Here is a 24,931-nt window from a genome sequence, read left to right on the forward strand (position 1 = left end):
GCTGACGTGAGGCCCGCGCGCTCAACGCGCCGCGGCGTTTGCTTGTCGCATGCGATCAATCCTTGCCCTCCTCCTGGTGTTCACGGCGGTGCATGCCGCTCCCGCCCAACGGTCCGATTCCGCGGCGACGGCGCGTCGACTCATGCGCGGCGCGGCGTCCGTGCTGCAACGCGGCGACACGACGGCCGCCGCCGATTCCGTGCTCGCCGCCGCACGCGCGTGGCCGGCGCAGAGCAGTTACTGGCTCGCCGCCGCGCGCTGGAATGCCCTGGCACATCGTCCGGGCGCGGCACTTGATGCGCTGTCCACGCTTGCCGCCATGGGTGCGGGGTGGCAACGCGATGATCCGCGCCTGGCGCCGCTTGCGGGCGAGGCGCGCTTCGCGGCGTTGCAGCCACCATCGGCGGAGGTGCGGAGCCGTGTGGTGGCCACGCTGCCGGACCCCGATTTCCATCCGGAAGGTGTGGCGTTTGACGCGCGCACGCAGCGGCTCTTCGTCGGCAGCGTGCACCGCGGAAGCGTCGTGATGATCGACCCGGACGGTGCGGTCTCCACGTTCGTGCCGCCCGGCACCGCCGGCCTGCGCGCCGTCTTCGGCGTGCTGGCAGACACCGCGCGCGGCCTGCTCTTCGTCAGCAGCGCCGATGTGCCCGAGCGTGACGGTGGCCTCGCGTCACCGCGCGCCGCATCGAGTATCCTCGCCTTCTCGCTCACCAGCGGCGCGTTCGCTCGGCAGTGGAGCTTCCCGGAGGACGGACACCAGCATCTCATCGGCGAATTGGTGCTGTCACCCGACGGCAGCGTGTGGGGCACCGACAGCGAGCACCCGATGATCTACCGCGTGCCGATGACGGCTGATGCCGATCGACTCGAGCGGATGCCGTTCGCGCATCGGGACTGGGTGTCGTTGCAGGGGCTGGCCTTCAGCGAGGACGGCCGCCAGGCCTGGGTCGCCGACTGGACCACCGGCCTCTATCACCTCGACATCGTGCGCGGCGTGGTCTCTCCCGTTGCCGCTCCGGCCGGCGGTACTCTCCTCGGGATTGACGGGCTGTACCGAGACGGCCCTGGGCGGTTGATCGGCATCCAGAACGGCATCATGCCGCACCGGATTGTCGCCCTGGTGCTGGAGGCCGGAGGGACGGCGGTGCGTGCGCTGCGGCCGCTCGACCATCCGCCGGGGGAGGGGGAGCCGACGCTCGGCGTGCTCACACCGGAGGGGCTCCTCTTCGTGTCGGGCTCCCTCTGGCCGTTCTACAACGGGGCAGGGCACCTCGGTCCCGCCGAGGGGCGGCCACGGGGCGAAATCCGACGGATTTCCTGGCAGTAAGTCCGGCACGCCACCGGCATGGTCTGCACTATCTTTCGGCTCCTTCGTGAAGGGAGCCGGGAGATGGCAGATTTCTTCGTCCACGAGTCCTCGTACGTGGACGCCGGGGCGGTAATCGGAAGCGGGACCAAGATCTGGCATTTCTGCCATGTCATGGGCGGGGCGGTCATCGGGGAGCGCTGCTCCCTGGGGCAGAACGTGGTGGTCATGCCGGGGACCCGGATCGGCCACAACGTCAAGATCCAGAACAATGTCTCGATCTACGAAGGCGTGGAGCTCGAAGACGACGTCTTCTGCGGCCCCTCCTGCGTCTTCACGAACGTGATCAATCCCCGCAGTCACGTCTCCCGGAAGGAGGAGTACCGGCGCACCCTGGTGCGGCGGGGCGCCTCGATTGGGGCCAACGCGACCATCGTCTGTGGGGCAACCCTCGGCGAATACGCATTTATTGGCGCCGGGGCCGTCGTGACGGGCATGGTCCCGGATTATGCCCTGATGGTTGGGGTCCCGGCCCGGCGGATCGGATGGATGTGCCAGTGCGGGGAGCGGTTGGCGCTGGACGCAGGGCACGCGACGTGCAAGGCCTGCGGTTCGAGCTATCAGGAAGACGGCGACCGGCTGCGGCCGATTGTCCCGCCCGTGGCGCCGGGCTAACTTCCTTTCCTGTTGTCACTTACGCCACTTTGACGCGAGTCAGCGATGCCTGTTCCCATGCTCGACCTGGTTGCCCAGCACCGAATCATCGGCAAAGAGGTCCAAGCGGCTGTCCAATCGGTCATTGATCGTCAAGCATTCATCATGGGGCCCGAGATCCCGGCCCTTGAGCAGGCCATTGCCACCCTGACCGGGGTGCGCCGCGGTATCGGCTGCGCCAGCGGCACCGACGCCCTCCTCCTCCCGATCCGCGCGCTGGACCTGACGCCGGGCGACGAAGTGATCGCGCCCGCCTTCACCTTCTTTGCGACGGCCGGGGCAATCCACAATGCCGGCGGCGTGCCGGTCTTTGCCGACATTGATCCGGTGACGTTCAACGTCACCCCGGAAGCGATCGAGGCCGCCATCACCCCGCGCACCCGCGCGATCGTCGTGGTGCACCTCTTCGGCCAGATGGCGCCGATGGAGCGCATCGTCCCGATCGCCGCCAAGCATGGCCTCGCGATCATCGAGGACGGCGCGCAAACCATCGGCGCGCGCCGCCTGGTGGACGGCCAGTGGAAGCATCCCGGCCAGCTCGGCACGGTGGCGACCCTCTCCTTCTTCCCGACCAAGAACCTCGGGGCGTGGGGCGACGGCGGCATGATGCTGACGAACGACGAGGCGCTCGGTGAGCGGCTCGCCCGGCTCCGGCTGCACGGCGGGGCCAAGCAGTACCACCACGACGAGATCGGCTACAACTCGCGCCTCGATTCGCTTCAGGCGGCGGTGTTGCTCGCCAAGCTGCCGCACCTGGCCACCTGGAATGCGCAGCGCCAGGCACACGCGGCGCACTACGATGCTGCGTTCACCGGACTCGCCGGCGTCTGTCCGCCACGCACCGATCCGGCGAACGAGCACATCTGGCACCAGTACACCATTCGCGCCGAGCGGCGCGATGCCCTGATGGCGCACCTCAAGTCGCGCGGCATCGGCTGCGCCGTGTACTACCCGCTGCCGCTCCATCTGCAGCCCTGCTTCGCGCACCTCGGCTACATGCGCGGTTCGCTGCCGGTGACCGAGGCGGCGATGGACTCGGTCCTCTCGCTGCCGATCTTCGCGGAACTGACGCCGGCCCAGCTCGACGAGGTGGTCGGCGGCATCACGGAGTTCTACGCGTGAGTCTCGGCACCCGACCGGCCTTCGTCTCCGCCGACCCGATCCTCGGGCGGAAGATCCGCGTGGCCCTGGTCGGCTGCGGCCGCATCTCGGCGAATCATTTCGAGGCCTTCGAGGCGCACGCCGCGGAGTGTGAGGTCGTCGCGGTCTGCGATTCAGAACCGGAAGCGCTCGCCAGGGCGGTCGCACGGACCGGCGCCCGCGGCTTCACCCATCTCGACGCGCTGCTCGCCGGCAGTGATGCCGACGTGGTCGTGCTGGCCACGCCGAGCGGCCTCCACGCGGCACAGGCAATCGCCTGCGCCGAGGCCGGGCGGCATGTCGTGACCGAGAAGCCGATGGCGACGCGCTGGCAGGACGGCAAGGCGATGGTCACGGCCTGCGACCGTGCCGACGTACACCTCTTCGTCGTCAAGCAGAACCGTCGCAACGCCACCGTGCAGGCGGTGAAGCGCGCGGTCGAGGCCGGCCGTTTCGGGCGGATCTACATGGTCTCGGTCAACGTCTTCTGGCAGCGGCCGCAATCGTACTACGACTCGGCGGCGTGGCGCGGCACCTGGGAGTTCGACGGCGGCGCGTTCATGAACCAGGCCAGTCACTACGTCGACCTGCTCGACTGGCTCATCGGCCCCGTCGAGAGCGTGCAGGCGTACACCGCCACGCTGGCCCGCACCATCGAGGTCGAGGACTCCGGCGTCCTGGCGATCCGCTGGCGCAATGGGGCGCTCGGCACGATGGCGGTCACGATGCTGACCCATCCGAAGAACTTCGAGGGATCAATCACCATCCTCGGCGAGCATGGCACCGTGCGCCTCGGTGGCGTCGCGGTGAACCAGATCGACCATTGGGAATTTGCCGAGCCGCATCCTGACGACAGCAAGATCACCGAGGCGAGCTACGCCACGACGTCGGTGTACGGCCACGGCCACAAGGGATATTACGAGAACGTCTTCGCGACGCTGCGCGGCAAGGCCCACGCCGATACCGACGGCCGCGAAGGGCTGCATTCGCTGGAGTTGTTGATTGCCACCTATCTCGCGGCCCGTGATGGCCGGCGAGTCGCCCTGCCTCTGGAGTACTGACCGATGTCGCTTGCGAACGATCTCATTGCCCGCGCGGCCTCCCGCGACCTCACCTTCGGCATCGTCGGGTGCGGCTACGTCGGCCTCCCGCTCGCCGTCGAGCTCGGCCGTGCCGGCTTCAAGGTCATCGGCTACGATATCTCGGAAAAGGTGTGCGACGCCCTCAATGCGGGGAAGTCGCACATCAAGGACATCACCGATGCCGACGTCGCCGAGCTCCGCAAGGACGGCCGCTTCCACGCGACCACCGACGCCTCGGAGCTCGGCCTCGCCGACGCGATCTCGATCTGCGTTCCGACGCCCCTCTCCAAGTACAAGGACCCCGACGTTTCCTTCATCGTTGCTGCCACCGAGTCGATCAAGGCGACGCTTCGGCGCGGCCAGGTGATCATCCTCGAGAGCACCACCTATCCGGGCACCACCCGCGAGATCATGCTGCCGGCGCTCGAGAGCACCGGGCTCAAGGTCGGCGAGGACTTCTTCCTCGCCTTCTCGCCCGAGCGCGTCGATCCGGGCAATCCGACCTACGGCACCCGCAACACGCCGAAGGTCGTCGGCGGCATCACGCGCGACTGTCATCGCGTCGCCTGCGCCTGTTACGCCCCGGCCGTCGACACGCTCGTCCCGGTCAGCACCACCGAGGCGGCCGAGCTGGTCAAGCTGCTGGAGAACACCTTCCGCAGCGTCAACATCGGCCTCGTCAACGAGATGGCGATCGTCTGCGACAAGCTCGGCGTCGACGTCTGGGAAGTGATCGATGCGGCGGCGACGAAGCCATTCGGCTTCATGAAGTTCACGCCGGGGCCTGGTCTTGGCGGGCACTGCATCCCGATCGACCCGCACTACCTCGCCTGGAAGATGCGCGGCCTCAACTACAAGACCCGCTTCATCGACCTCGCCGGCGAGCTCAACAGCGAGATGCCGCTCTTCTGGGTGCGCAAGACGATGGAAGAGCTCAACGGCCACAGCAAGGCGATCAAGGGTGCCAAGGTCCTGGTGCTCGGCGTGGCCTACAAGAAGGACATCGACGACCTCCGCGAGTCGCCGGCACTCGACATTCTCGGCCTGCTGCACCAGTACGGCGCCGACGTGAGCTACCACGATCCGTATGTCGCCGGCTTCTCCGAAGCCGGGCACGACTACAAGTCGGTGCCGCTCACCCCGGCCGCCGTGGCCGCTGCGGACGTGGTGCTCGTCGTGACCGACCACACCTCGATCGACTGGAAGATGGTCAAGCAGAACGCGCGGCTCGCTGTCGACACCCGCCACGTGCTGGCGAAGATCGACGCATGAAGGTGACCGTGATCGGCTCCGGCTATGTCGGCCTCGTCGCCGGCGCCTGCCTCGCGGAGACCGGCAACGACGTGGTCTGCGCGGACGTCGATGCGAAGAAGATCGACGGCCTGCGGAACGGCATCCTCCCGATCTACGAACCGGGCCTCGACGTGCTGGTGGTCCGGAATGCCGCCGAGGGGCGGCTCCGCTTCACCACCGAGATCGGCGAGGCGGTGCGGCACGGCGACATCGTCTTCATTGCGGTCGGCACGCCCCCCGGCGAGGACGGCAGCGCCGACCTGCAGCACGTCCTGGCGGTGGCCACGACCATCGGCAACCACTGCGACCGCTTCAAGGTCGTGGTGACGAAGTCCACCGTGCCGGTCGGCACCGCGGAGAAGGTGCGCGGCGCGCTGACCGCCACCGGGGCGAAGGACTTTGCCGTCGCGTCGAACCCCGAGTTCCTCAAGGAAGGGGCGGCGATCGACGACTTCATGAAGCCCGACCGCGTGGTGCTCGGCACCGACGATCCGCGCGCCGAGGAGATGCTCCGTGAACTGTACGCACCGTTCGTGCGGAGCGGTGCGCCGATTCTCTTCATGGATATCCCGTCGGCCGAGGTGACCAAGTACGCCGCCAACGCCATGCTGGCGACGCGAATCTCCTTCATGAACCAGATCGCCGACCTCTGCGAACGCGTCGGGGCCGATGTCTTCGCGGTGCGGAACGGGATCGGCAGCGACTCGCGGATCGGCAAGGCGTTCCTCTTCCCGGGCCCGGGCTACGGTGGCTCCTGCTTTCCGAAGGACGTGAAGGCGCTGGTGCACACCGCGCGTGGCGTCGGCATGGCGCCCGACCTGCTCGAGGCGGTGGAGGCGGTCAACGCACGGCAGAAGCAGGTGATGTTCACCAAGCTGCAGGCGTTGCTCGGCGCCATGCGCGGCACGACCGTGGCGGTCTGGGGCCTCGCCTTCAAGGCGGGCACCGACGACATGCGCGAGAGCCCGGCGGTCGCGCTGATCGACGCGCTGCTGGCAGCGGGTGCCTCGGTGCGGGCGCACGACCCCGAGGCGATGACCGTCGCGCGCGGTGTCTGGGGCGACCGGATCACCTTCGCCACCGATCCGTGGCAGGCGCTCGAGGGCGCCGATGCGCTCGCCGTGGTGACCGAATGGCTGGTCTACCGCACGCCCGACTTCGACCGGATCAAGGCGGCGCTGCATCGTCCGATCGTGGTGGATGGGCGCAATCTCTATGAGCCGGCGCGCATGGCGCGGCTTGGTTTCCAGTATGCCGGCATTGGCCGGAGGATGAGCTGATGCGCGTCGTGATCACGGGAGCCGCTGGCTTCCTCGCCTCGCACCTGACCGATCGCTTCCTCGCGAACGGTGATGCGGTCGTGGGGATCGACAACTTCCTGACCGGACGTCCGGCGAACTTGGCCCACCTGGCGGGCAACCCGAAGTTCGAGTTCATCGAACACGATGTCTCGACGCCGTATGACGTCGAGGGGCCGGTCGATGGCGTGCTCCATTTCGCATCGGCCGCCTCGCCGCCGGACTACCAGGAGTACCCGATCGAGACGCTGCTGGTCGGCTCCGAAGGGACGCGCCACGGCCTCGAGCTCGCCAAGCGGAAGGGCGCCCGCTTCTTCCTCGCCTCGACCTCCGAGGTCTACGGCGATCCGCAGGTGCATCCGCAGCCCGAGACCTATTGGGGCTACGTCAACTCGATCGGTCCGCGCTCGATGTACGACGAGGCGAAGCGGTTTGCCGAGGCGATGGTGATGGCCTATCACCGCACCCACGGCGTCGACACCCGCATCGTCCGGATCTTCAACACCTACGGGCCGCGCATGCGGCCCGAGGATGGCCGCGTCGTCTCGAATTTCCTGGTGCAGGCGCTGCAGGGGAAGCCGCTGACCATGTATGGCGACGGCTCGCAGACGCGCTCCTTCTGCTACGTGAGCGATGAGGTCGAGGGGATCTTCCGCCTCTTCAACTCCGACCGCACCCTGCCGACCAACATCGGCAATCCGGTGGAGTTCACGATGCTGGAGCTGGCGCAGCAGGTGCTCGCGGTCACCGGCTCGTCGTCGAAGATCGAGTTCCTGCCGTTGCCGGGCGACGACCCGAAGGTGCGCCAGCCCGACATCACCGTGGCGCGCACCGTCCTCGGCTGGGAGCCGAAGGTGCCGCTGCGGGAAGGGCTCGAGAAGTCGCTGCCGTACTTCCAGGGCGAGGTCGCGGGATGAGTCGCGGCGCCTCGGCCCTGCTCGAAGGCGCGCGCGAGCGCTTCGCCAACCGCGACTATTACGGGGCGCTGCTCTGCCTCGATGATGAGGCCGCGGGCGAGCACGGCTGGGCCGATGTCTTTCACCTCCGCGGCGTCTGCTTCTCGCTGCTCGATCGCCATGCCGAGGCGGTGGCCGCCTTCGACCGCGCCATCGCGATCAACCCGCGCTACCTCGAGGCGCATCTCCATCGCGCCCTGGCGCTCACCGCGCTTGGCCGTGAGGCCGAGGCCGCGGCGGCGTTTGCCGCTGCGCGCGAATCGGTCGGTCCCGATGTGGCCGGCCTCTCCGCACCGATCGCCGCGCGGCTCGCGAATGAACACGCCAAGCTCGGTGAGCTCTACGCCGAGGCGGGTGCCGTGCAGGATGCCGTGCGCGAGTATCGCCGAGCCTCGGAGCTCGGGCCCGCGTACCTCGACCTGCGGCTCCGCCTCGCGCGACTGCTGATGGAGTCGGGGAATCCACTGGAGGCGCGCGACGAGCTCAGCGCCATCCTGGTGACTCGCCCCGACTGGGTCGAGGCGCGCGTGCAGCTCGGGCTCGCGCGGCACCTGGCCGGCGACACCGCCGGGGCGCGGGAGACGTGGCGTCGGTGCCTCGAGGATGCGCCCGGCCTGGACCGTGTCGCGGCGTACCTCGCCATGGTGGACCGGATCCCCGAATGAAGCGCGTGCTCCTCGTGGCCGTGCTGCTCGGCTGCGGTGGTGCGCGGAACAGCCCCGAGCGGCTCGGCGACGAGGCATGGCATCGCGGGCAGTGGGCCGTCGCCACCGCCCAGTACCGACTCGTGGGCGACATCCCCCGACTGTTGGCCAAGCGCGCCGATGCGGCACTGCTCGGTGGGGACCTGATGGCGGCGGCGATGCTCTATCGGCAACTGGGCGCGGCGGACCCGACCCGGACGGGTGAGGCGGCCGCCGGACTGGTCCGCGTAGCCGAGGTGGCCCAGCGTGCCGGGGATGTGCACGCGGTGGCCGCCTGCATCGCCGGACTCGCCGAAGTGGCACCGGGGTGGCCCCTCGGGCGGTTGGCACTTCGGCTGCCACCCGATGCACAGTGGGATCCAACGCTGGTCGGAGCCATCGGTCCCGCCGGGCTCGCCTCGGCCGGGGGAGGGGAGCGGTGGCTGCTGGCCCTGGGTCGCGGCTATCGGGCCGCCAAGCGCTGTCCGGAGGCGATCGCCGCCCTCGAGACGCTGCGCCGTCGGGAGCGTGGGCCGGCCGCTGACACTGCCGGGGCCGAGTTGGCGTCCTGTCAGCTCAGCGTGGGCCTGGCGGCCCTCGGGGCTGGGAGCCCGGGAGAGGCGGATTTCTGGCTGCTGCAGGCCGCGACGGCCGATCCGCTTGGTGCATCTGGTCGACGGGCGCTCGTCGCCTTGGGCGATGCGCGGCTCGCCGAGGGCGATCTCGCTGGGGCCAATCTCCTCTGGCAACAGGTCCTGACCGCGCCAGTTTCGCCCGATTCGATTACAGTAATGGCGCTCGAACGGCTCCGGGATCCGGGGGTGTTCGGGAGCAAGTCAGACTCTTCCGTCGTCCCGGGACGTCCCTGATGCGTCGTTTGTTGTTGCCATCGCTCGCTGCTGCCATCGTCGCCCTTGCCGGCTGCCACCGCGGGCCGGAGGTTTCGCCGGGTGCCGCTCGGCTCCGCCTGAGCTCGCAAGAAATCGATTCGATGTGGAATCAGGCACTCGCGCTCTATCAGAAGCGGGATTGGCGCAAGGCCGGCACGGCGCTGGAGCGGGTCCAGCTCGAAATGCCGATCAACGACAAGCGCATTCCGGTCGCCCGCTTCTACCTGGCGGAGTCGCGCCTCGGCGAGAAGAGCAACCTGCAGGCGGTCCGCGAGTTCCGCCGCGTCTCCGACGAATTCCCCAGCGATACCCTCGCCGCACCCGCGCTGCTGCGCGCCGGCGATGCGTACCTGAAGATGTGGCGCCGCCCCGAACTCGATCCGACCTACGGGCACAGCGCCTACGCGACCTACCAGGAATTGGTGAGCCGCTACCCCGGCACGGAGGCGGCCAAGACCGCCGACCTCCGCATCAAGGACATCGAGAATCGCTTCGCCATCAAGGAGTACAAGGCGGCGCTCTACTACATCCGCTTCAAGGCGCTCGACTCGGCGATCCTCTACCTCCGGAACATCATCGCCACCTGGCCGCGCGCGGAAACGGTGCCGGACGCCCTCGAGAAGCTGGTTGGCGCGTATCGGACCCTCGGCTACGTCGAGGACACCAACGAGACCTGCGCGTACTTCCGCCGGCAGTGGCCCGATTCGCCCAAGCTCGCCGTGACCTGCCCGGAGTCGAAGGACTCTGCTGCTGCCCCGGCCGCCGAGATCAAGAAGGGGCCCTGACGTGCGGGTCGGGATCCTCGGCGGTTCCTTCGACCCGATCCACAACGCCCACCTGATCATCGCGCAGCTGGCCCGGGAATCCCTCGGGCTGGATGTCGTGCGGCTGATGGTCGCGGCCCAACAGCCCCACAAGCCCGCCGGACATGGCGCCACCGCGGAACAGCGTGCCGAAATGGTGGAGCTCGCGGTCGCCGGCCTCCCGGGGCTGGTGGCCGATTGGCGTGAGCTCCGGCGCAGCGGCCCATCGTACACCGTCGACACCTTGCGCGCCCTCCACGAGGAGACCCCTGACACGGAATTCACCCTCCTCCTTGGCGCCGACACCGCCAGCCACTTCGCGGAATGGCGTGAACCCGAGGCCATTCGGGCGCTGGCGCGGGTGGTCGTCTTCCGGCGGGGCGGTGCGGCCGTTCCGGCAGGCTTCTCTGCCGAAGTGGCCGTCCCGGCATTGGAACTCTCCTCCACCGCGATTCGTACCCGTGCTGCAGCTGGTTTGTCGCTGGTCGGATGGGTCCCTGACCGGGTGGCCGACTATATTTCGAGGTTTGGGCTCTATGTCAGTCACGGGGAGTAGTGCTGGATGATCAAGCGGCTCGTGGAATCGGTATTCGGCACGCGGCAGGCGCGCGAGGTGAAGCGCTTGCAGCCCATCCTCAATCAGATCAAGAGTCATGAGGATCGGCTCAAGGCGCTGGACGATGCCGGGGTGCAGGCTGAAACGCAGCGCTTTCGGGGGATCCTCGCCGAGCGGACCGACGGTCTGCGCGCCGAGGTGGAGCGGTTGCGGGCCGAGAAGCACGGCTGCCCCGATCCGGTGGAGCGCGACGCGCTCGACCAGCTGCTGCAGAAGGCCGAAGTCACCTGGAAGAACGAGGTCAACCAGACCCTCGACGATCTCCTCCCCGAGGCGTTCGCCGCGGTGCGCGAGGCGTGTCGTCGACTGGTGGGCAGCACCGTCGATGTCACCGGCCAGCCGATCCAGTGGAACATGGTGCCGTACGACGTGCAGCTCATCGGCGGCATCGCGCTGCACCAGGGGCGGATCGCCGAAATGGCGACCGGCGAAGGCAAGACGCTCGTCGCCACGCTGCCGCTCTACCTGAACGCCCTCACCGGGCGCGGCGCGCACCTCGTCACCGTCAACAACTACCTCGCCCGCCGCGACTCGCAGTGGATGGGGCACCTCTACCGCTGGCTCGGCCTGACCGTCGCCTGCCTCGATGACACCGAGCCGTCGTCGCAGCAGCGTCGCGACGCCTACCTCGCCGACATCACCTACGGCACGAACAACGAGTTCGGCTTCGACTACCTGCGCGACAACATGGTCTTCTCGCTCGAGCAGCGGGTGCAGCGCGAGTACGTCTACGCGATGATCGACGAGGTCGACTCGATCCTCATCGACGAGGCGCGGACGCCGCTGATCATCTCCGGGCCGGTGGGCGACGAAGACTCGGTGCACTACCGCGGCTTCAATCCGAAGGTCGCCGAGATGGTGCGCCGCCAGAACGAGGTTGTCTCGGGGCTGGTGGCCGAAGGCGAGAAGTTGCTGCAGGACGAGAAGAAGAAGAGCGAGGCTGGCGTCATCCTCTATCAGGCGCAGATGGGCGGCCCGAAGAACAAGAAGCTCGCCAAGCTCCTGAACGAGACCGGCGTCAAGCAGTTGGTGCAGCGCGCGGAGCTGGACTATCTGGCCGACCGCAAGCTGCCGACCAAGCAGCAGTCGATGCGCAACATCGAAGAGTCGCTCTTCTTCGTCCTCGACGAGAAGGGGCACTCGGTGCACCTCACCGATCGCGGCGCGGCGGCGTTGTCGCCGAACGACCCCGATCTCTTCCTCGTCCCCGACCTCTCGCTGGAAATTCATCAGCTCGAGCACGACGAGTCGAAGAGCCTCGAGGAGCGGGCCGAGCTGCGCCGGCAGATGGAAGCGGACTACGCGGCCAAGAGCGAGCAGCTGCACGTGATCCACAAGCTGCTGCAGGCCCACGCCCTCTACGAGCGCGAGACCGAGTACATCGTGCAGGAGGGGCAGGTCCTCATCGTCGACGAGTTCACCGGCCGCATCATGCATGGCCGGCGCTGGTCGGACGGGCTGCACCAGGCCGTCGAGGCGAAGGAAGGCGTGGTCGTCAAGGGCGAGACGCAGACGTTCGCGACGATCACGATCCAGAACTACTTCCGGATGTTCGAGAAGCTGGCGGGCATGACTGGTACCGCCGAGACCGAGGAGACCGAGTTCTACTCGATCTACGGCCTCGAGGTGTCGGTGATCCCGACCAACCGGCCGATCCGCCGGACCGACCATGTCGACCAGATCTACAAGACGCGGCGCGAGAAGTTCAACGCGGTGGCGGAGGAAGTCGAGCGGATCCACAAGACGGGGATGCCGGTGCTGATCGGCACCACGTCGGTGGACATCTCGGAGACGTTGTCGCGGCAGTTGCAGCGGCGCGGGCTGGTGCACGAGGTGCTCAACGCCAAGTATCACCAGCGCGAAGCCGAGATTGTGGCGAAGGCGGGCATGAAGGGGGCGATCACGATCGCGACCAACATGGCCGGCCGCGGTACCGACATCAAGCTCGATCCGGCGCTCGACCTCAGCTCGTCGGAAGCGGGGCTGCACATCATCGGCACCGAGCGGCACGAGTCGCGGCGCATCGACCGGCAGTTGCGCGGTCGGTCGGGCCGTCAGGGCGACCCGGGCGTCTCGCTCTTCTTCCTCTCGCTCGAAGACGACCTGATGCGGCTCTTCGGGTCGGACCGCATTGCCCGGATGATGGACAAGGGTGGCGCCGAGGAGGGTGAGGTGATCACGGGCAAGCTGATCACCGCGGCGATCGAGTCGGCGCAGAAGCGGGTCGAGCTGCAGAACTTCCAGCAGCGGAAGCGGCTGCTCGACTACGACGACGTGATGAACCAGCAGCGCGAGGTGATCTACTCGACTCGGCTCTTTGCGCTGGAGCGTGGGGCGGAGCTGCAGGCCGAGGCGCTCAAGATGATCCGTGCGGCGCTGACCAAGGCGGCGGAGAACTACCTCGCCGACGCGGAGCGTCCGGAGGAGTTCGACCGGGTGGGGCTGCACGAGTCGTTGCTGCTCCAGTTCCTGGTGCCGGCCGATGCGGTGAAGGATGCCGAGGCGACGCCGACGCGCGAGGCGGTGATCGAGGCGGCGGTGGCGGCGGGTGAGGAGGCGTTCCAGCGGAAGGTCGACTACCTGCAGGAGTTCGGCACCAAGATCGGGATTCCGGAAGTGGACCTGCAGGTGTTGTCGCAGGTGACACTCTCGGTGCTCGACGAGAAGTGGAAGGACCACCTCTACGATCTGGACCAGTTGCGCAACGCGATCCAGTATCGGGCGTACGGTCAGAAGGATCCGCTGGTCGAGTACAAGAAGGAGGCCTTCGACATGTTCGAGGATCTCCTCCGCGACATCCAGGCGACCTTCTCGGAGCGCTACCTGAAGATCCAGGTCAGTGCCGATGGTCCGCCGCCGCCCCCCCCGCCGGCGATGGCGCCGCCGGTGCTCAACGCGCCGTCGACCGACGACTTGTTCAACGGGCCGGTGACGCGGACCGTCGGTCCGACGGTGGTGCCGAAGATCACGACGCCGGGCGGGCAGGGGTTGTCGCACGCGTTCGGCGATCAGACGGGTGGTCCGGCAGAGCCGACGGTTGGCCGGAACGATCCGTGCCCGTGCGGGAGTGGGAAGAAGTACAAGAAGTGTCATGGGGCGGGGGCGTAGTTCTTCAGGCGCCGTATTCAGGCGCGGATGTGAATCAGCGCCAACCCAAGAGGATGTTCATAGAAGCCGCCGCGAGGCGGCTTCTCTGCGTTTCGGGGGGTGGTGCCGCCAAACCGTTGCGCGGAGCCGACTCTGGGTATACTCCGAGATCGGCCCCTGTGACTCCCTCTGATTGGAGCCCCCCCCCCCCCATGACCCTGCCGCACCTGCTCCTGGTGACACCTGACGCGATGTTGGCCTCCTTTCTCGACAGGGTGCTACGAGGCCTGTACCGCGTCACGCCGTTCATCATCCCGGGCGCGTTGCGCCACACCGACCAGCTCCTCGCGGCCGTGACCGAACAAGCCGACCTGCTGTTGCTGGATGCTCGGCATATTGCGCCGTTCGAGGTGGCGTCCTTCGTGGCGGCGAACGCCCATCCGGCCCTCCTCCTGATCGCGCCTGCCGGGCTGCGCACCGAGGCGATTCCGAAGGCCGTCCGGGGCGCAGTGACGCATCTGGCGACGGCGTCTGAGTTCCGGGTGGTGCTCGATACCGCCATGGACGGGGAGGACTATCTGTCGCCGGTCTTTAGCGCCGAGGATCGGTTGCGGTATTGGCAATTGCCGACGCCACCGACGGAGCGGCATCGAGCGGTGTTCGAGCTAAAGCGGCGCGGGAGGACCACGCATCAGATCATGGCAGAATTGGGTTTGGAGCAGAAAACGGTCGAAGGATGCATCACAGCGCTGCGGGCGGGGTTCGGGCTGGCGAAGCGTGAGGTCTTCGATTGGCGGGATGGGAGGCTCTGAGTCTCGCCTGTACCCGCTGAGGGCACCCTCATCGCAGGCAAGGGTTTCCGGCATCTCGCCAATTCCGCACTTTGGATCTCCGTCGCTGAGCGCTTTGGTGTGGGCCACAGTAGCCCCGTCAGCGGTGCCGGTACACCTATCAGGGAGGGAACATGCTGAGAGCGCCGATTCTGGTTTTGTTTGCGATGATTGGACCGGTGATGTCGGCCGGGGGCACCGCCGAGGTGGCGTTGAGCGCGGAGCGAGAGTCCCGTTCCGTGTACGCGGACGTCACCGAGGGTTTGGCGACGTCGGAGGCACAGCCTGAGAATTGTGTCACCTGCATGTGGCACCAGCGGTGTGAAGCGGGTTTCCACTCTGCGGATATCACCACGGGTGGTGCCAACATGGGGGCGCACTACGACTGCATCCAGAACCCGCAGCCGTACTGGTGCTCGGGCCACCCGCTCTGCGGGGGAGAGGCTCTCCTCGATAGTAGGCGGGTAACAGATCTGGCGATCCGCCTCCTTGACGGTGACCTGCGAGCACTCCGGCGACTGACTGAGGAGTTCCCGGACCACCTCCGTACGTCAGCAGACGGCGCTGACATCGAGGTTCTGGCGTGTCCCCACGGATTTGCATTCGCAACCGTGCCCGCAAGCGAGATTGGTGATCTCGCGGCTGTCCGATAGGTTCGCGGCGATGACTACCTGGTCGTGCTTTTTGGCCGGCCCGACTGGGCAGTCCACCGTCGCGCACCTCGCCTTGCTCGCTCTCTTCGTTGTATCCACGCCCTGCCTGGCTCAAGGTGGGCGGGTGCTCGAATCCGAGTTGCTGCGTGAACGGTGTCCAGCCTGTTCGGTCTCGATTAAGCTGGTTGGAGTGATTCGTGACACGCTAGATCACTACGGTGATGCGGCGGGCATTGCGGATATTGCACTTAGCGGCGATTCCACCGTGATCATTCTTCCGTGGAAGCCGACCGACGCTGCAATTGTTGCCGTTACCTTTTCTGGGCGGCAGCTTTGGCGCGGAGGTAGACCCGGTCAAGGACCAGGGGAGTTTACCCGAGCGGCATCGATAGGATCGCTCATGGGCGATTCGATTGTAGTTTACGATCGCAGCCTCGGTCGACTGTCCGTTCTGTCGCGAACGGGAAAGTACGTTCGTGGGTTCACTGTGCTCCCGACCGCATACTCGGTCTTGGCGCTTGGCGGAACTTCAGCAATTGTTGCGGGGCGCTTCGCCGGTACGTCTACCGATCTCGTGAGGCGCAAGCTGCCTCTGCACTTGCTGCAAGGTGAGTCGGTGGTGCGCTCGTTCGGTGAAGTTGTCTCTCGAGTCGACCCCGCGAGCCGTTTCAATACGACAGACTTCTATTGAGTAGCCCGCAGGGATTCATCTCTGTGTCGCGCGCGAATCACTTGATTATCGAAGTTTGGGATCGCGGTGGGTCGCTTCAAAGGCGGTTTGTGTACGAACCCTCGTGGTTTCCCGTGCAGACTAGTCTCGCTCCAACTGGCCCAAGCGCTCCTCCTCCACCGATCGTGTACGATGGTTGGGTGGATGAGAATCAACTGCTGTGGCTGATCGTGGGAAAAGCTGGTCAAAGATGGCGCGAGGCGTTCGATTCCGCGCTCTCGCGGGGTGAGGGAGGGCAGTCGATTCATCGGCTCATCCACCCCGAGTTATTGTATCAGGGCGTTGCTGTCGTGGTAGATCTTCAGCGCCGTGAGCTAGTTGTGGCCCGACCGCTTCCATTCTTGCCCAGATTCGCACTTGGCGGAAGTGTGGTTGCGGATTTCGCAGCCATCGGCACGAGTGTGGGTGCGATCAGACTTCACAAGTTGACGCTGCGACAGTAGGATCAAGGGCTTGAAGGCCCCGCTAGCTTCTTCGATCCCTCGCGTGAGGAAATATGCGACTTGCGATCCCGTGTGCCGTGGTTTTGACGGTTATACTGATTGGCGCTCGTCCTATTGGCGGCCAATCACCGTCCCCGCGCCCCATCATCCTCACCTCACCCACCTGCGCCACGTGCCGAGTCGAGCTCACGCCGGTCGGCAAGCTCGGCGGCGACGGTGGTCCGCTTGACGATGCCAAGGGATTCGGCGAGCTCAAGGCGATCAACGACACGCTGATCGTCGTGACGCCCGCGCGACCGCTGGGCGTGTGGGGTGTGCACCCATCAGGGCGGATCATCTGGCGGAGCGGGCGGCAAGGGTCTGGGCCTGGGGAGTTCCAGCGGGCCGATCGGATCGGCTTGCTCCCTGGCGACTCCATCGTCATCTGGGATCAAGAGCTCGCGCGCCTGACGCTGCTGACCAAAGGTGGCCGCTTCGTCCGTAGTGAACGTGTGATCGCCGGGGTACCGATTTTCGTCCCGACCTCCGGAACCGGAGGCTTCGCGCTGGGGAGGCTCGTCAAGCCGGCGCCAGGAACCAAGACCCCGCCACTCCCCGTGCACCGCGTCCGGCTTGACTCTGTGCTCAGCAGCTTCGGCAGTGCGAACGCCACCAAGGACCCGGGGGATCCGTTCCGCTTCGATCGCATCGTGCTGCCGTACAGAGGCGGCGCGATCGTGATTCCGCGCGTCTATCAGTTTGCAGCTGAGATCTATGATCGTCGCGACCAGCTTACCATGCGAGTCGAACGGGTCGCCAAGTGGTTTTTCCCCTATGAGAGTTATGTGGCCGGCATTCCCGACACGCCACCAACGCCAATCGTGTACGATGCCTGGGTCGATGACCAGGACCTTCTCTGGCTGCTGATTCAGCGCGCCGCGCCGACGTGGGCACAGGCGTTCAGCAAGGAAGCGACCGCCGGGGAAGGGGGGCGCAAGGTGCGCCGCCTCGAGAACCCTGGGCTCTACCTCGAAGGCGTGATCGAGGTGATCGATCTCAAGAAGCGCCAGCTGCTCGTCTCGCAGCCGGTGCCTCAGCAGGTGGCCTACGCACTGGGGCGGAGCATGATCGCCTCGAAGCAGGAGACGGCCGATGGCGATCGCTTCCTGGTGCTGCATCGGGCGACGTTGCGGCGGTAGCCGAAGAGCGGAGCGGTCGATACTCGCTTCAGTCGGCGGTCAGGCCGCTCTTGTTGAATTAATCGGTACCGCCCTTCGCCATGGCTGCTGGAAGTTTCGCGACCCGCCCCCCGGGTCCCTTGCGTGGCCAGGTCCCCTGTCCCACAATGCTCTGCATTTTTCAGCGCCGTCCCCCGTTCGTTGCGACGATTCAATCGAACGGCTCGGCGACGACCCAAGGATGAGCGATGCCCGCGCTGGAGTTGGTCGACGTCCCGGAGTCTCTGATCGAACGCCTCACAGCCCTCGCTGTCGCGAGCAATCGTGGCGTGAACGAGGAGGCGGTCGCTGCACTCGAGCAGTGGGGGGAGACGACTGCACTCCTGTCGCGGCTTCGGGAGCGTCGTGCGCAGCTCCACGTGCGGCCGCTGACCGACGAGGAGTTTCGTCGGATGAAGAACTACGGCCGGCGCTAGCGCCCCATCACGCCACCCCGTGCGCTCGTACGCGCCGGGGCCCGCGCCACCCCGCCGCCACCTTGCGGCATGCCCACCCTCCTCGCCGATCACAACCGCCCCCGCGAAGGTCTCTGGCGCCGGAGCGAAACGAGTAGCGTGGCCCTCGATCGGTGGCCTTTCCATTGGACACGATCTGACGATCTGGATCCGGGACTATCCGAGGATGGCCAATTCCCAAGTCCGATGGGTCGGGTATCGGCTCGACGGAGGACCTGCCGGTGCGGTCGTTGCGTCATCGACAAATGAGAGTGGGTCGGGCTTGCAAATTCTGGGATTCGTATCTCGCGACACCGTGGTCGTGCTGCGAGCAGAGTCTGATGGCGCGCGATTCGTCGAGTTGAGGCAATTGAATGCGATCGCTGTTCCCTAGGCGCGGTCCGGGAGCGGCGGCGCTATGTCCCGGGCCCGACGGGCACCGTGGTCGGCCGGGTGGCCGTGCCCGACAATGTTCGGATCGTGGTCGCCAATGCCACGCACATCTGGGGCATCGAGACCGATGCCGATGGGGTGCAGAGCGTGGTGAGGTATCGCGTGGGGTAGGGAATGCCTCAGCGGTACGGAGCTGATCGAAGCGGTCGCAAGGCGGCTTCGCTGCGTCCGGAGGTGGGCGCCACCAGCTTCCGGAACGCCGGGATCGGGGTGATACTGGGAGAGTTGCCCGCCTCGCCTCCGACCCGGGAGCTCCCCCTGACGAGCCTGAGTCACGCCCTCCAGCGCGCGCTGCCGTTCCTCGTCGCGTTCACCGTCGGCGCGGCCCGGCCGCTCGCCTCTCAGGCGCTCGCGACTCCAGCCTCGGCGGGCTGTGCGGCGATCATGTCGCTCTCGTCGAGCGAACTCCTCGAGCGAGAACGCCTCGTCAACTTCGACCGCCGGCTGCGCGAATCGACGCCGTCCTATTGGCGTGAACTCGGCTGCATTCGGCAGGCGCTCGATCGTGCCGGCCACAAGGGTCGCGAAGGGGCGCTGATGATCGCCGGGACGAGCTGGCATCAGGGTGCGATCAATGCCTACCTCCAGGCGCTGCGCACCGGACCCACGGATTCGCTCACGCTGACGCTCCTGGGCCAGGTCGTCCTCGACGACTGGTACGCCGACTCACTCGGCGCGATCGGCCGCGCACTGCTCCTTGGAGCGCAGGGCGGCGTGCTTGACCGTGATGCGCTCCGTGCCTGCTCCGTGGCCGCCTTCTGGGCCGGTGATCGGCCGACGGCTCGCGGTTGTGGCGAGGCGGGCCTCGCGAGTGGTCGGGACTCCACCTTCCACCAGCTCGCGGTGGCACGCGCCGCCGCTGGGGCAGGGGACACCGTGACCACCAGCCGCGCGTTCGGTGCGGCCGCACGCGCGGTGCGCACTGCCGAGGACTGGGAGCTGCTCAGGTCGCAATTGCAGTGGTTCCTCACACCGGCGGAGCAGGCACGCGTGGACTCGGCGGCTGGGGATCGGCGGGCGCGATTGGTTACCGATGTGATCGCCAGTCGGGATGTCCGCGATGGCCGCCCCTCGGGCGCCAGGGCCGTGGAGCACTTTCGCCGGCTGGACTATGCCACGGCGCACTTCGCGCTGCAGATGCCGAAGTCCCAACGCGAGCGCATCCGGACCTTGCCCGCCACCGTCATCATCCCCGACAGTATCGCCGACCGCTTGCGCACGGAGCGGATCAGAGATGGTCTCCCCGGCGATGTGTACGACCCGATCAGATATGGTCTCCCCGGCGATGTGTACAACCCGAATGATTCGTTTCCCCACAGTGTCCCGGCGCGCCCGCTACGCGAGTTCCCACGGTGGCAGGTCGATCTCGACGACCGCGGGGTCGTCTACCTCCGCTATGGGCAACCGGTCCAGCGCATTCCGCGGATCGGGAAGTTCACGATGCGAGAGGTGTGGTTGTACCTGATCGATGACAAGAAACTGTTGGTGCACTTCGAGAGCGAGGCGTTCACGGGGACCCTCGAGGCGACCCGTCTCGTCACCGGCGTCCTCGGGGACTACCTCTGCGACGTGGATGTGCGGCGCTGTCAGGAAACGGCGGAGGCGGTGCAGGGGAGGCTCAAGCCGGAAAACCTCGAGACCATCCGGGGTCAGGACCGCGAATTTCTCGCGACAGCCACCACCAAGGACAACAACTCGAGCCAGCCGAGGAACCAGCTGCGGGTGATGGCGAACGCGTATGCACTTTGGCGGCCGAGCACGGGGCAACCCGTCACCGTCATTCCGTACGCGGTCCGATTGTCGGACATGGCGACGTTGCCGGGCGACTCGTTGCTGCAGCCGGTCCGCGTGGCGGCGCAGAGCTGGGACGGCACGGCCGCGGTGCGCTTCGACTCCACCATCACCCGTCGAGTCCGGAAGCCCGCCGGTGCGGGCAGGGATGCGTACCTGACCGGGGTGATGGCATTGCCCGGGACTTCGGGATTGTCGGCGTGGAGCGTTGTCCTCTCCCAGGGGCCGGACCACGGCGGCCGCTACTACGAGGAGCAGCACGCGCCGCTCGCGACAGGCCCACTGGTGCTCAGCGACGTCGTCCTCGGCGCCCCGTCGCAGAAGCTCAACTGGGAGGATGGTGAGCTGGTGCTGCCCCTGGTCCCGCTGCAGGGATTCAACCAGAAGGAACCGGTGGCGCTCTACGTCCAGGCGCGGTCGGCCGTCTCCCGAGCCGATGGCGTGGCCGTTGAGGTCGTCATTGCCCGACCCTCAGTTCCCGGGAAGGAACGCAAGGTCGAGCTCACCGTTGGCTTCAAGCGTGCGCTTGGGGCCGGGCTGAACGAGCTCCAACAGGAGGTCGACATTTCGCGCCTGGATCCCGGCGAGTACGTGCTGGAGGTCGCCGTGCGGCACGCTGCCACGGGAGCGAGTGACCGGCGGAGTGCGCGTCTGGTGGTGCGGTAGCGACCTTCAGCGCGGCTGCGAAGCACCGCGTGTCGCTCCCAAGAGGTCATCCTCTCTCAATCGTTCTGTGCCGAATCCACCGTACCCCTGAGGATCGACGATGCGCACCGCCGCTCTCGGAATCACATGGTTGATGGTCACGATCATCGCCGTGCCTCCGCTGGCCAGCCAGGCGCCCCCGACCCCGCCGTCGTCAGCCTGTGCGGCGCTCATGTCGCTCTCGTCGAGCGAACTCCTCGAGCGCGAGCGCCTCGCCACCTTCGACCGTCGGCAGCGCGAATCCACCCCGGGATTCTGGCGCGAGCTCGGCTGCATCCGTCGGGCGCTCGATCGTGCCGGCCACAAGGGTCGCGAAGGGGCGCTGATGATCGCCGGCACGAGCTGGCATCAGGGCGCGATCAACGCCTACCTGCAGGGACTCCGAAGTGTCCCCACGGATTCGTTGACACTCAACGCTCTGGGTGCGTTGGTGCTCGACGATTGGTACGCCGACTCGCTGGGGGCGATCGGCCGTGCGCTTCTTCGCGGTGCCCAGGGCGGCGTCGTTGACCGTGACGCGCTCCGCGCCTGCACCGTCGCCGCTTTTTGGGCTCGGGACCACGACACCGCGGCGGAATGTGCCCGGCGCGGCCTGACGAGTGGGTGGGATTCAACTTCCCACGCGCTGGCCCTCGCGCGTGTTGCCGCCGATCGGGGCGACACGACTGCCACCTCCGCCGCATTCGACCTGGCCGCCGCCTCGGCGCGGAGCTCGGCGGACCGCGACGCGCTGCGATGGCACCTGCAGTGGTTTCTCTCGCCGGCGGAGCAACAAGCCCTCGATGCAGTGACAGGAGATACGTTCGTGCGCGGCGTCCGCGACGCACTGGCACGGCGCGATGTCCGTGATGGTCGGGCGCCTGGGGCGCGAGTGGTGGAGCACTTCCATCGATTGGAATACGCGGAGCAGCATTTCCCGATGCTGCGACCTCGAGCCGAGCGCGAACGGCTGCGCTCGCTCCCGGCAACGATCATCTTTCCGGATACGCTGATAGACCGACTCCGGCAGGACCGACTGCGGGACGGATTGAACGGCGACCTCTACAGCTTTAATACCAAGCGGCCGGCCCATGAAGTTCCCGCCCTCCCGTTTCGCGAGTATGCGCGCTGGCAGGTGGACCTCGATGATCGGGGAATCGTGTACCTGCGGTACGGTGCCCCGGCGCGGCGCATCCCTCGGATTGGCCTCTTCTTCGCACGTGAGGTCTGGTTGTACTGGATCGATGGCGAGAAGCTGCTGGTGCACTTCGAGGCCGAGGCGTTCAGTGGCTCGCTTGAGGCTACCCGCTTGGTCACAGGCGTGCTCGGCGACTACCTGTGTGACGTTGATGTGCGACGGTGTTTGCTCGTGCAGAAGTCTGGTGGGGTCGATCCGGAGGATGTTGCTGGGGTGAAGGCTCAGGACCGCGAGTTCATGGCGACCGCCACGACGAAGGACGACAACTCTGTCCGTGCCGATAAGAGCGTCCGCCTCCTCGCCAGCGCCTACGCACTCTGGCAGCCGCGGAGCGGTGCCCGCGTGACGGTGATCCCCTACGCGATTCGCCTCCGCGACCTCGGCAAACTGCCGGGGGACTCCCTGCTCGTTCCGCTCACGCTTCAGGCCCGCAGTTGGGATGGTGCGGCCGGGGTCGGCCGTGACACCACGGTCGTCCGTCGGCTGCGAGCGCCACGGAACGCAGGCGGCGATGACTACCTGACTGGCGCCATCACGCTACCGGGGAGCGCGGGCGTCTCCGCTTGGAGTCTCGTCGTCAGTCAGGGCGAGGAACGCGCGGGCCGCTACTACGACGAGCACCACGAGCCGCTTGCGATGGGTCCGATGGTGCTCAGCGATGTCGTCCTGGGCGCCTCATCGCAGAAGCTCAGTTGGCAGGATGGCGCGGTGGCCATTCCGCTGGCGCCGCTCCAAGGCTTTCAGCGGAACGAGCCGGTGGCCCTCTACGTCCAGGTGCACTCCACCGTCGCGCGCACCGACGGTGTGGCGTTCGAGGTGGCGATCGCGAGGCCGGCCGCTCCGGGTAGGGAACGCAAGGTCGAGTTGACGGTCGGGTTCACGCGCGCGCTCACGGCGGGACTGAATGAGCTGCAGCAGGAAGTCGACATCTCTCGGCTCGACTCGGGCGAGTACCAGCTGGAGATCACGGTGCGGCATGCCGCCACCGGAGCGAGCGACCGGCGGAGTGCGTGGCTAGTGGTGCGGTAGCGACCTCTATCGCGGCTGCGAAGCACCGCGTGTCGTTCCCCGATGGTCACGATTTCTCAATCGCTCTGTGCCAAATCCACCGTACCCGTGAGGATCGACGATGCGCACTGCCCCTCTCGGAATCTCATGGTTGATGGTCACGCTCATCGCCGTGCCTCCGGTGGCTAGCCAGGGAACTGCCCCACGTCCAATCATCCTCACCACCCCCACCTGCGCCACCTGCCGCGTCGAACTCACCGCGGTCGGCAAGCTCGGCGGCGACGGCGGCCCGATTGACGATGCCAAAGGGTTCGGCGCGCTGAAGGCGATCAACGACACCCTGATCGTTGTGACCCCCGCGCGGCCGCTCGGTGTCTGGGGCGTGCACCCGTCAGGGCGGATCATCTGGCGCAGCGGGCGACAGGGCGCCGGGCCCGGCGAATTCCAACGAGCCGATCGGATCGGCCTGCTCCCAGGCGACTCGATCGTGATCTGGGATCAGGAACTCGCGCGGCTGACGCTCCTCACCAAGAGTGGCCGCCTCGTCCGCAGTGAACGCGTCTCCGGGGCCGCGCAGGTCTTCGTGCCGACGTCGAGCAATGGCGGCTTCGCGATGGGGAGGCTCGTCAAGCCGGCGCCAGGGAGCAAGGCGCCGCCACTCCCGGTGCACCGCGTACGGCGTGACTCCGTGCTCAGCAGCTTCGGCAGCGCGAACGCCACCAAGGACCCGGGGGACCCGTTCCGCTTCAATCGGATCGTCCTGCCGTACCAGGGCGGAGCGGTTGTCATTCCGCGCGTCTATCAACTGGCGGTCGAGATCTACGATCGTCGCGACCAGCTCACCACACGCTTTGAACGCGTGGCGAAGTGGTTTCCCGTCTCCGAGAGCTTTGTCGCCGGCAGCCCCACCACGCCGCCGACGCCGATTGTGTACGATGCCTGGGTCGATGATCAGGATCTCCTCTGGCTGCTGATCCAGCGCGCCGCGCCGACGTGGGCACAAGCGTTCAGCAAGGAAGCGACCGCCGGGGAAGGGGGGCGCAAGGTACGGCGCATCGAGAACTACGCGCTCTACACCGAGGGGGTGATTGAGGTGATCGACCTCAAGAAGCGCCAGCTGCTCGTGTCGCAGCAGGTGCCTCAGCAGGTGGCCTATGCGCTTGGGCGAAACATGATCGCCTCGAAGCAGGAGACGGCCGACGGCGATCGTTTCCTGGTGCTGCACCGGGCGACGTTGCGGCGGTAGCGGAAGAGCGGGGCGTTCGGCATTTGGTGTTGGCGGTGGTCAGATCGCCCTTGACCGCATTAATCGGTACCGCACTGCGCCATCAACGCTGGAGATTCTGCCACCCGCCTCCCCAATGCCTTGCGTACGCGCACTCCCCGTCACACAATGCTCGGCATGAGGCAGCGTCGTTTCACCGTTCGACTCGACGAGTCGCTCGCCGAGCGCCTCGCAGCCGCTGCGAAGCGACTTCGTACCAGTCGCCAGGTCGCCGGCGAGGCCGCGCCGGACCTCTGAGGCGAGGTCACACACCCCGGGGGGGGGTCGCGCAGGCGTGTGGATTCCGGATCGAGGAAGCGTGTCCGAGCGGTCTCTTGAAAGGAACCAAGGAGGT

Annotated in this window: 19 protein-coding genes; all 19 read left to right on the top strand. The window is 67.0% G+C overall.

All coding sequences use genetic code 11. From position 1 onward, the window contains the following. Nucleotides 1–49: 49 nt before the first annotated feature. Nucleotides 50–1,330, top strand: a complete 1,281-nt coding sequence (locus tag IPP98_01900; protein MBL0177865.1) for a hypothetical protein — start codon at nucleotides 50–52, stop codon at nucleotides 1,328–1,330. A gap of 63 nt (nucleotides 1,331–1,393) precedes the next feature. Further along, nucleotides 1,394–1,984 carry an N-acetyltransferase gene (locus IPP98_01905; protein MBL0177866.1) on the top strand — a complete coding sequence of 197 codons (591 nt, stop codon included), beginning with the start codon at nucleotides 1,394–1,396 and terminating at the stop codon, nucleotides 1,982–1,984. A gap of 45 nt (nucleotides 1,985–2,029) precedes the next feature. Further along, a complete protein-coding gene (locus IPP98_01910; protein MBL0177867.1) occupies nucleotides 2,030–3,145 on the top strand; it encodes a DegT/DnrJ/EryC1/StrS family aminotransferase in 1,116 nt (371 codons plus the stop codon). After that, a complete protein-coding gene (locus IPP98_01915) occupies nucleotides 3,142–4,224 on the top strand; it encodes a Gfo/Idh/MocA family oxidoreductase (protein ID MBL0177868.1) in 1,083 nt (360 codons plus the stop codon). Before IPP98_01910 ends, IPP98_01915 begins: the two co-directional genes overlap by 4 nt. A gap of 3 nt (nucleotides 4,225–4,227) precedes the next feature. Further along, entirely contained in the window at nucleotides 4,228–5,517 is a 1,290-nt protein-coding gene (locus tag IPP98_01920; protein MBL0177869.1) for a nucleotide sugar dehydrogenase, read from the top strand. After that, nucleotides 5,514–6,818, top strand: a complete 1,305-nt coding sequence (locus IPP98_01925; protein ID MBL0177870.1) for a UDP-glucose/GDP-mannose dehydrogenase family protein — start codon at nucleotides 5,514–5,516, stop codon at nucleotides 6,816–6,818. Before IPP98_01920 ends, IPP98_01925 begins: the two co-directional genes overlap by 4 nt. Next, complete coding sequence (locus IPP98_01930; protein MBL0177871.1) at nucleotides 6,818–7,753, top strand: SDR family oxidoreductase; 936 nt, start codon at nucleotides 6,818–6,820, stop codon at nucleotides 7,751–7,753. Before IPP98_01925 ends, IPP98_01930 begins: the two co-directional genes overlap by 1 nt. Next, the gene (locus IPP98_01935) at nucleotides 7,750–8,457 is read left to right on the top strand and encodes a tetratricopeptide repeat protein (protein MBL0177872.1); all 708 of its coding nucleotides are present in this window, start codon (nucleotides 7,750–7,752) and stop codon (nucleotides 8,455–8,457) included. The genes IPP98_01930 and IPP98_01935 overlap by 4 nt, the downstream gene beginning before the upstream one ends. Continuing rightward, entirely contained in the window at nucleotides 8,454–9,344 is an 891-nt protein-coding gene (locus IPP98_01940) for a hypothetical protein (GenBank protein ID MBL0177873.1), read from the top strand. Before IPP98_01935 ends, IPP98_01940 begins: the two co-directional genes overlap by 4 nt. Then, nucleotides 9,344–10,150 (top strand): outer membrane protein assembly factor BamD, encoded by an 807-nt coding sequence (gene bamD / locus IPP98_01945; protein MBL0177874.1) that lies wholly within the window; start codon nucleotides 9,344–9,346, stop codon nucleotides 10,148–10,150. The genes IPP98_01940 and bamD overlap by 1 nt, the downstream gene beginning before the upstream one ends. A gap of 1 nt (nucleotide 10,151) precedes the next feature. Then, a complete protein-coding gene (gene nadD / locus IPP98_01950) occupies nucleotides 10,152–10,724 on the top strand; it encodes a nicotinate (nicotinamide) nucleotide adenylyltransferase (protein ID MBL0177875.1) in 573 nt (190 codons plus the stop codon). A 6-nt stretch (nucleotides 10,725–10,730) separates the two neighbouring features. Beyond that, nucleotides 10,731–13,892, top strand: a complete 3,162-nt coding sequence (gene secA, locus IPP98_01955) for a preprotein translocase subunit SecA (protein MBL0177876.1) — start codon at nucleotides 10,731–10,733, stop codon at nucleotides 13,890–13,892. A gap of 191 nt (nucleotides 13,893–14,083) precedes the next feature. Then, on the top strand, nucleotides 14,084–14,683 hold the full coding sequence (locus tag IPP98_01960) for a response regulator transcription factor (protein ID MBL0177877.1): 600 nt from the start codon (nucleotides 14,084–14,086) through the stop codon (nucleotides 14,681–14,683). A gap of 1,897 nt (nucleotides 14,684–16,580) precedes the next feature. Next, nucleotides 16,581–17,705, top strand: coding sequence for a hypothetical protein (locus IPP98_01965; protein MBL0177878.1), 1,125 nt, complete (start codon nucleotides 16,581–16,583; stop codon nucleotides 17,703–17,705). A gap of 227 nt (nucleotides 17,706–17,932) precedes the next feature. After that, nucleotides 17,933–18,160, top strand: coding sequence for a hypothetical protein (locus IPP98_01970; protein MBL0177879.1), 228 nt, complete (start codon nucleotides 17,933–17,935; stop codon nucleotides 18,158–18,160). A 696-nt stretch (nucleotides 18,161–18,856) separates the two neighbouring features. Further along, on the top strand, nucleotides 18,857–21,088 hold the full coding sequence (locus IPP98_01975) for a hypothetical protein (protein MBL0177880.1): 2,232 nt from the start codon (nucleotides 18,857–18,859) through the stop codon (nucleotides 21,086–21,088). Nucleotides 21,089–21,188: 100 nt separating this feature from the next. After that, complete coding sequence (locus IPP98_01980) at nucleotides 21,189–23,333, top strand: hypothetical protein (protein ID MBL0177881.1); 2,145 nt, start codon at nucleotides 21,189–21,191, stop codon at nucleotides 23,331–23,333. 100 nt (nucleotides 23,334–23,433) lie between these two features. Continuing rightward, nucleotides 23,434–24,558, top strand: a complete 1,125-nt coding sequence (locus IPP98_01985; protein ID MBL0177882.1) for a hypothetical protein — start codon at nucleotides 23,434–23,436, stop codon at nucleotides 24,556–24,558. A gap of 156 nt (nucleotides 24,559–24,714) precedes the next feature. After that, nucleotides 24,715–24,834, top strand: coding sequence for a ribbon-helix-helix protein, CopG family (locus IPP98_01990; GenBank protein MBL0177883.1), 120 nt, complete (start codon nucleotides 24,715–24,717; stop codon nucleotides 24,832–24,834). Nucleotides 24,835–24,931 lie beyond the last annotated feature (97 nt).

It is taken from the genome of Gemmatimonadota bacterium, assembly GCA_016720805.1.
Lineage (GTDB): Bacteria > Gemmatimonadota > Gemmatimonadetes > Gemmatimonadales > GWC2-71-9 > Palsa-1233.

What these genes read in the sequence shown, in the direction of transcription:
- IPP98_01900 (MBL0177865.1), top strand. Translation starts at nt 50, where the DNA reads ATGCGATCAATCCTTGCCCTCCTCCTGGTGTTCACGGCGGTGCATGCC.
- IPP98_01905 (MBL0177866.1), top strand. Translation starts at nt 1,394, where the DNA reads ATGGCAGATTTCTTCGTCCACGAGTCCTCGTACGTGGACGCCGGGGCG.
- IPP98_01910 (MBL0177867.1), top strand. Translation starts at nt 2,030, where the DNA reads ATGCCTGTTCCCATGCTCGACCTGGTTGCCCAGCACCGAATCATCGGC.
- IPP98_01920 (MBL0177869.1), top strand. Translation starts at nt 4,228, where the DNA reads ATGTCGCTTGCGAACGATCTCATTGCCCGCGCGGCCTCCCGCGACCTC.
- IPP98_01925 (MBL0177870.1), top strand. Translation starts at nt 5,514, where the DNA reads ATGAAGGTGACCGTGATCGGCTCCGGCTATGTCGGCCTCGTCGCCGGC.
- IPP98_01930 (MBL0177871.1), top strand. Translation starts at nt 6,818, where the DNA reads ATGCGCGTCGTGATCACGGGAGCCGCTGGCTTCCTCGCCTCGCACCTG.
- IPP98_01935 (MBL0177872.1), top strand. Translation starts at nt 7,750, where the DNA reads ATGAGTCGCGGCGCCTCGGCCCTGCTCGAAGGCGCGCGCGAGCGCTTC.
- IPP98_01940 (MBL0177873.1), top strand. Translation starts at nt 8,454, where the DNA reads ATGAAGCGCGTGCTCCTCGTGGCCGTGCTGCTCGGCTGCGGTGGTGCG.
- bamD (MBL0177874.1), top strand. Translation starts at nt 9,344, where the DNA reads ATGCGTCGTTTGTTGTTGCCATCGCTCGCTGCTGCCATCGTCGCCCTT.
- secA (MBL0177876.1), top strand. Translation starts at nt 10,731, where the DNA reads ATGATCAAGCGGCTCGTGGAATCGGTATTCGGCACGCGGCAGGCGCGC.
- IPP98_01960 (MBL0177877.1), top strand. Translation starts at nt 14,084, where the DNA reads ATGACCCTGCCGCACCTGCTCCTGGTGACACCTGACGCGATGTTGGCC.
- IPP98_01965 (MBL0177878.1), top strand. Translation starts at nt 16,581, where the DNA reads ATGCGACTTGCGATCCCGTGTGCCGTGGTTTTGACGGTTATACTGATT.
- IPP98_01970 (MBL0177879.1), top strand. Translation starts at nt 17,933, where the DNA reads ATGCCCGCGCTGGAGTTGGTCGACGTCCCGGAGTCTCTGATCGAACGC.
- IPP98_01980 (MBL0177881.1), top strand. Translation starts at nt 21,189, where the DNA reads ATGCGCACCGCCGCTCTCGGAATCACATGGTTGATGGTCACGATCATC.
- IPP98_01985 (MBL0177882.1), top strand. Translation starts at nt 23,434, where the DNA reads ATGCGCACTGCCCCTCTCGGAATCTCATGGTTGATGGTCACGCTCATC.
- IPP98_01990 (MBL0177883.1), top strand. Translation starts at nt 24,715, where the DNA reads ATGAGGCAGCGTCGTTTCACCGTTCGACTCGACGAGTCGCTCGCCGAG.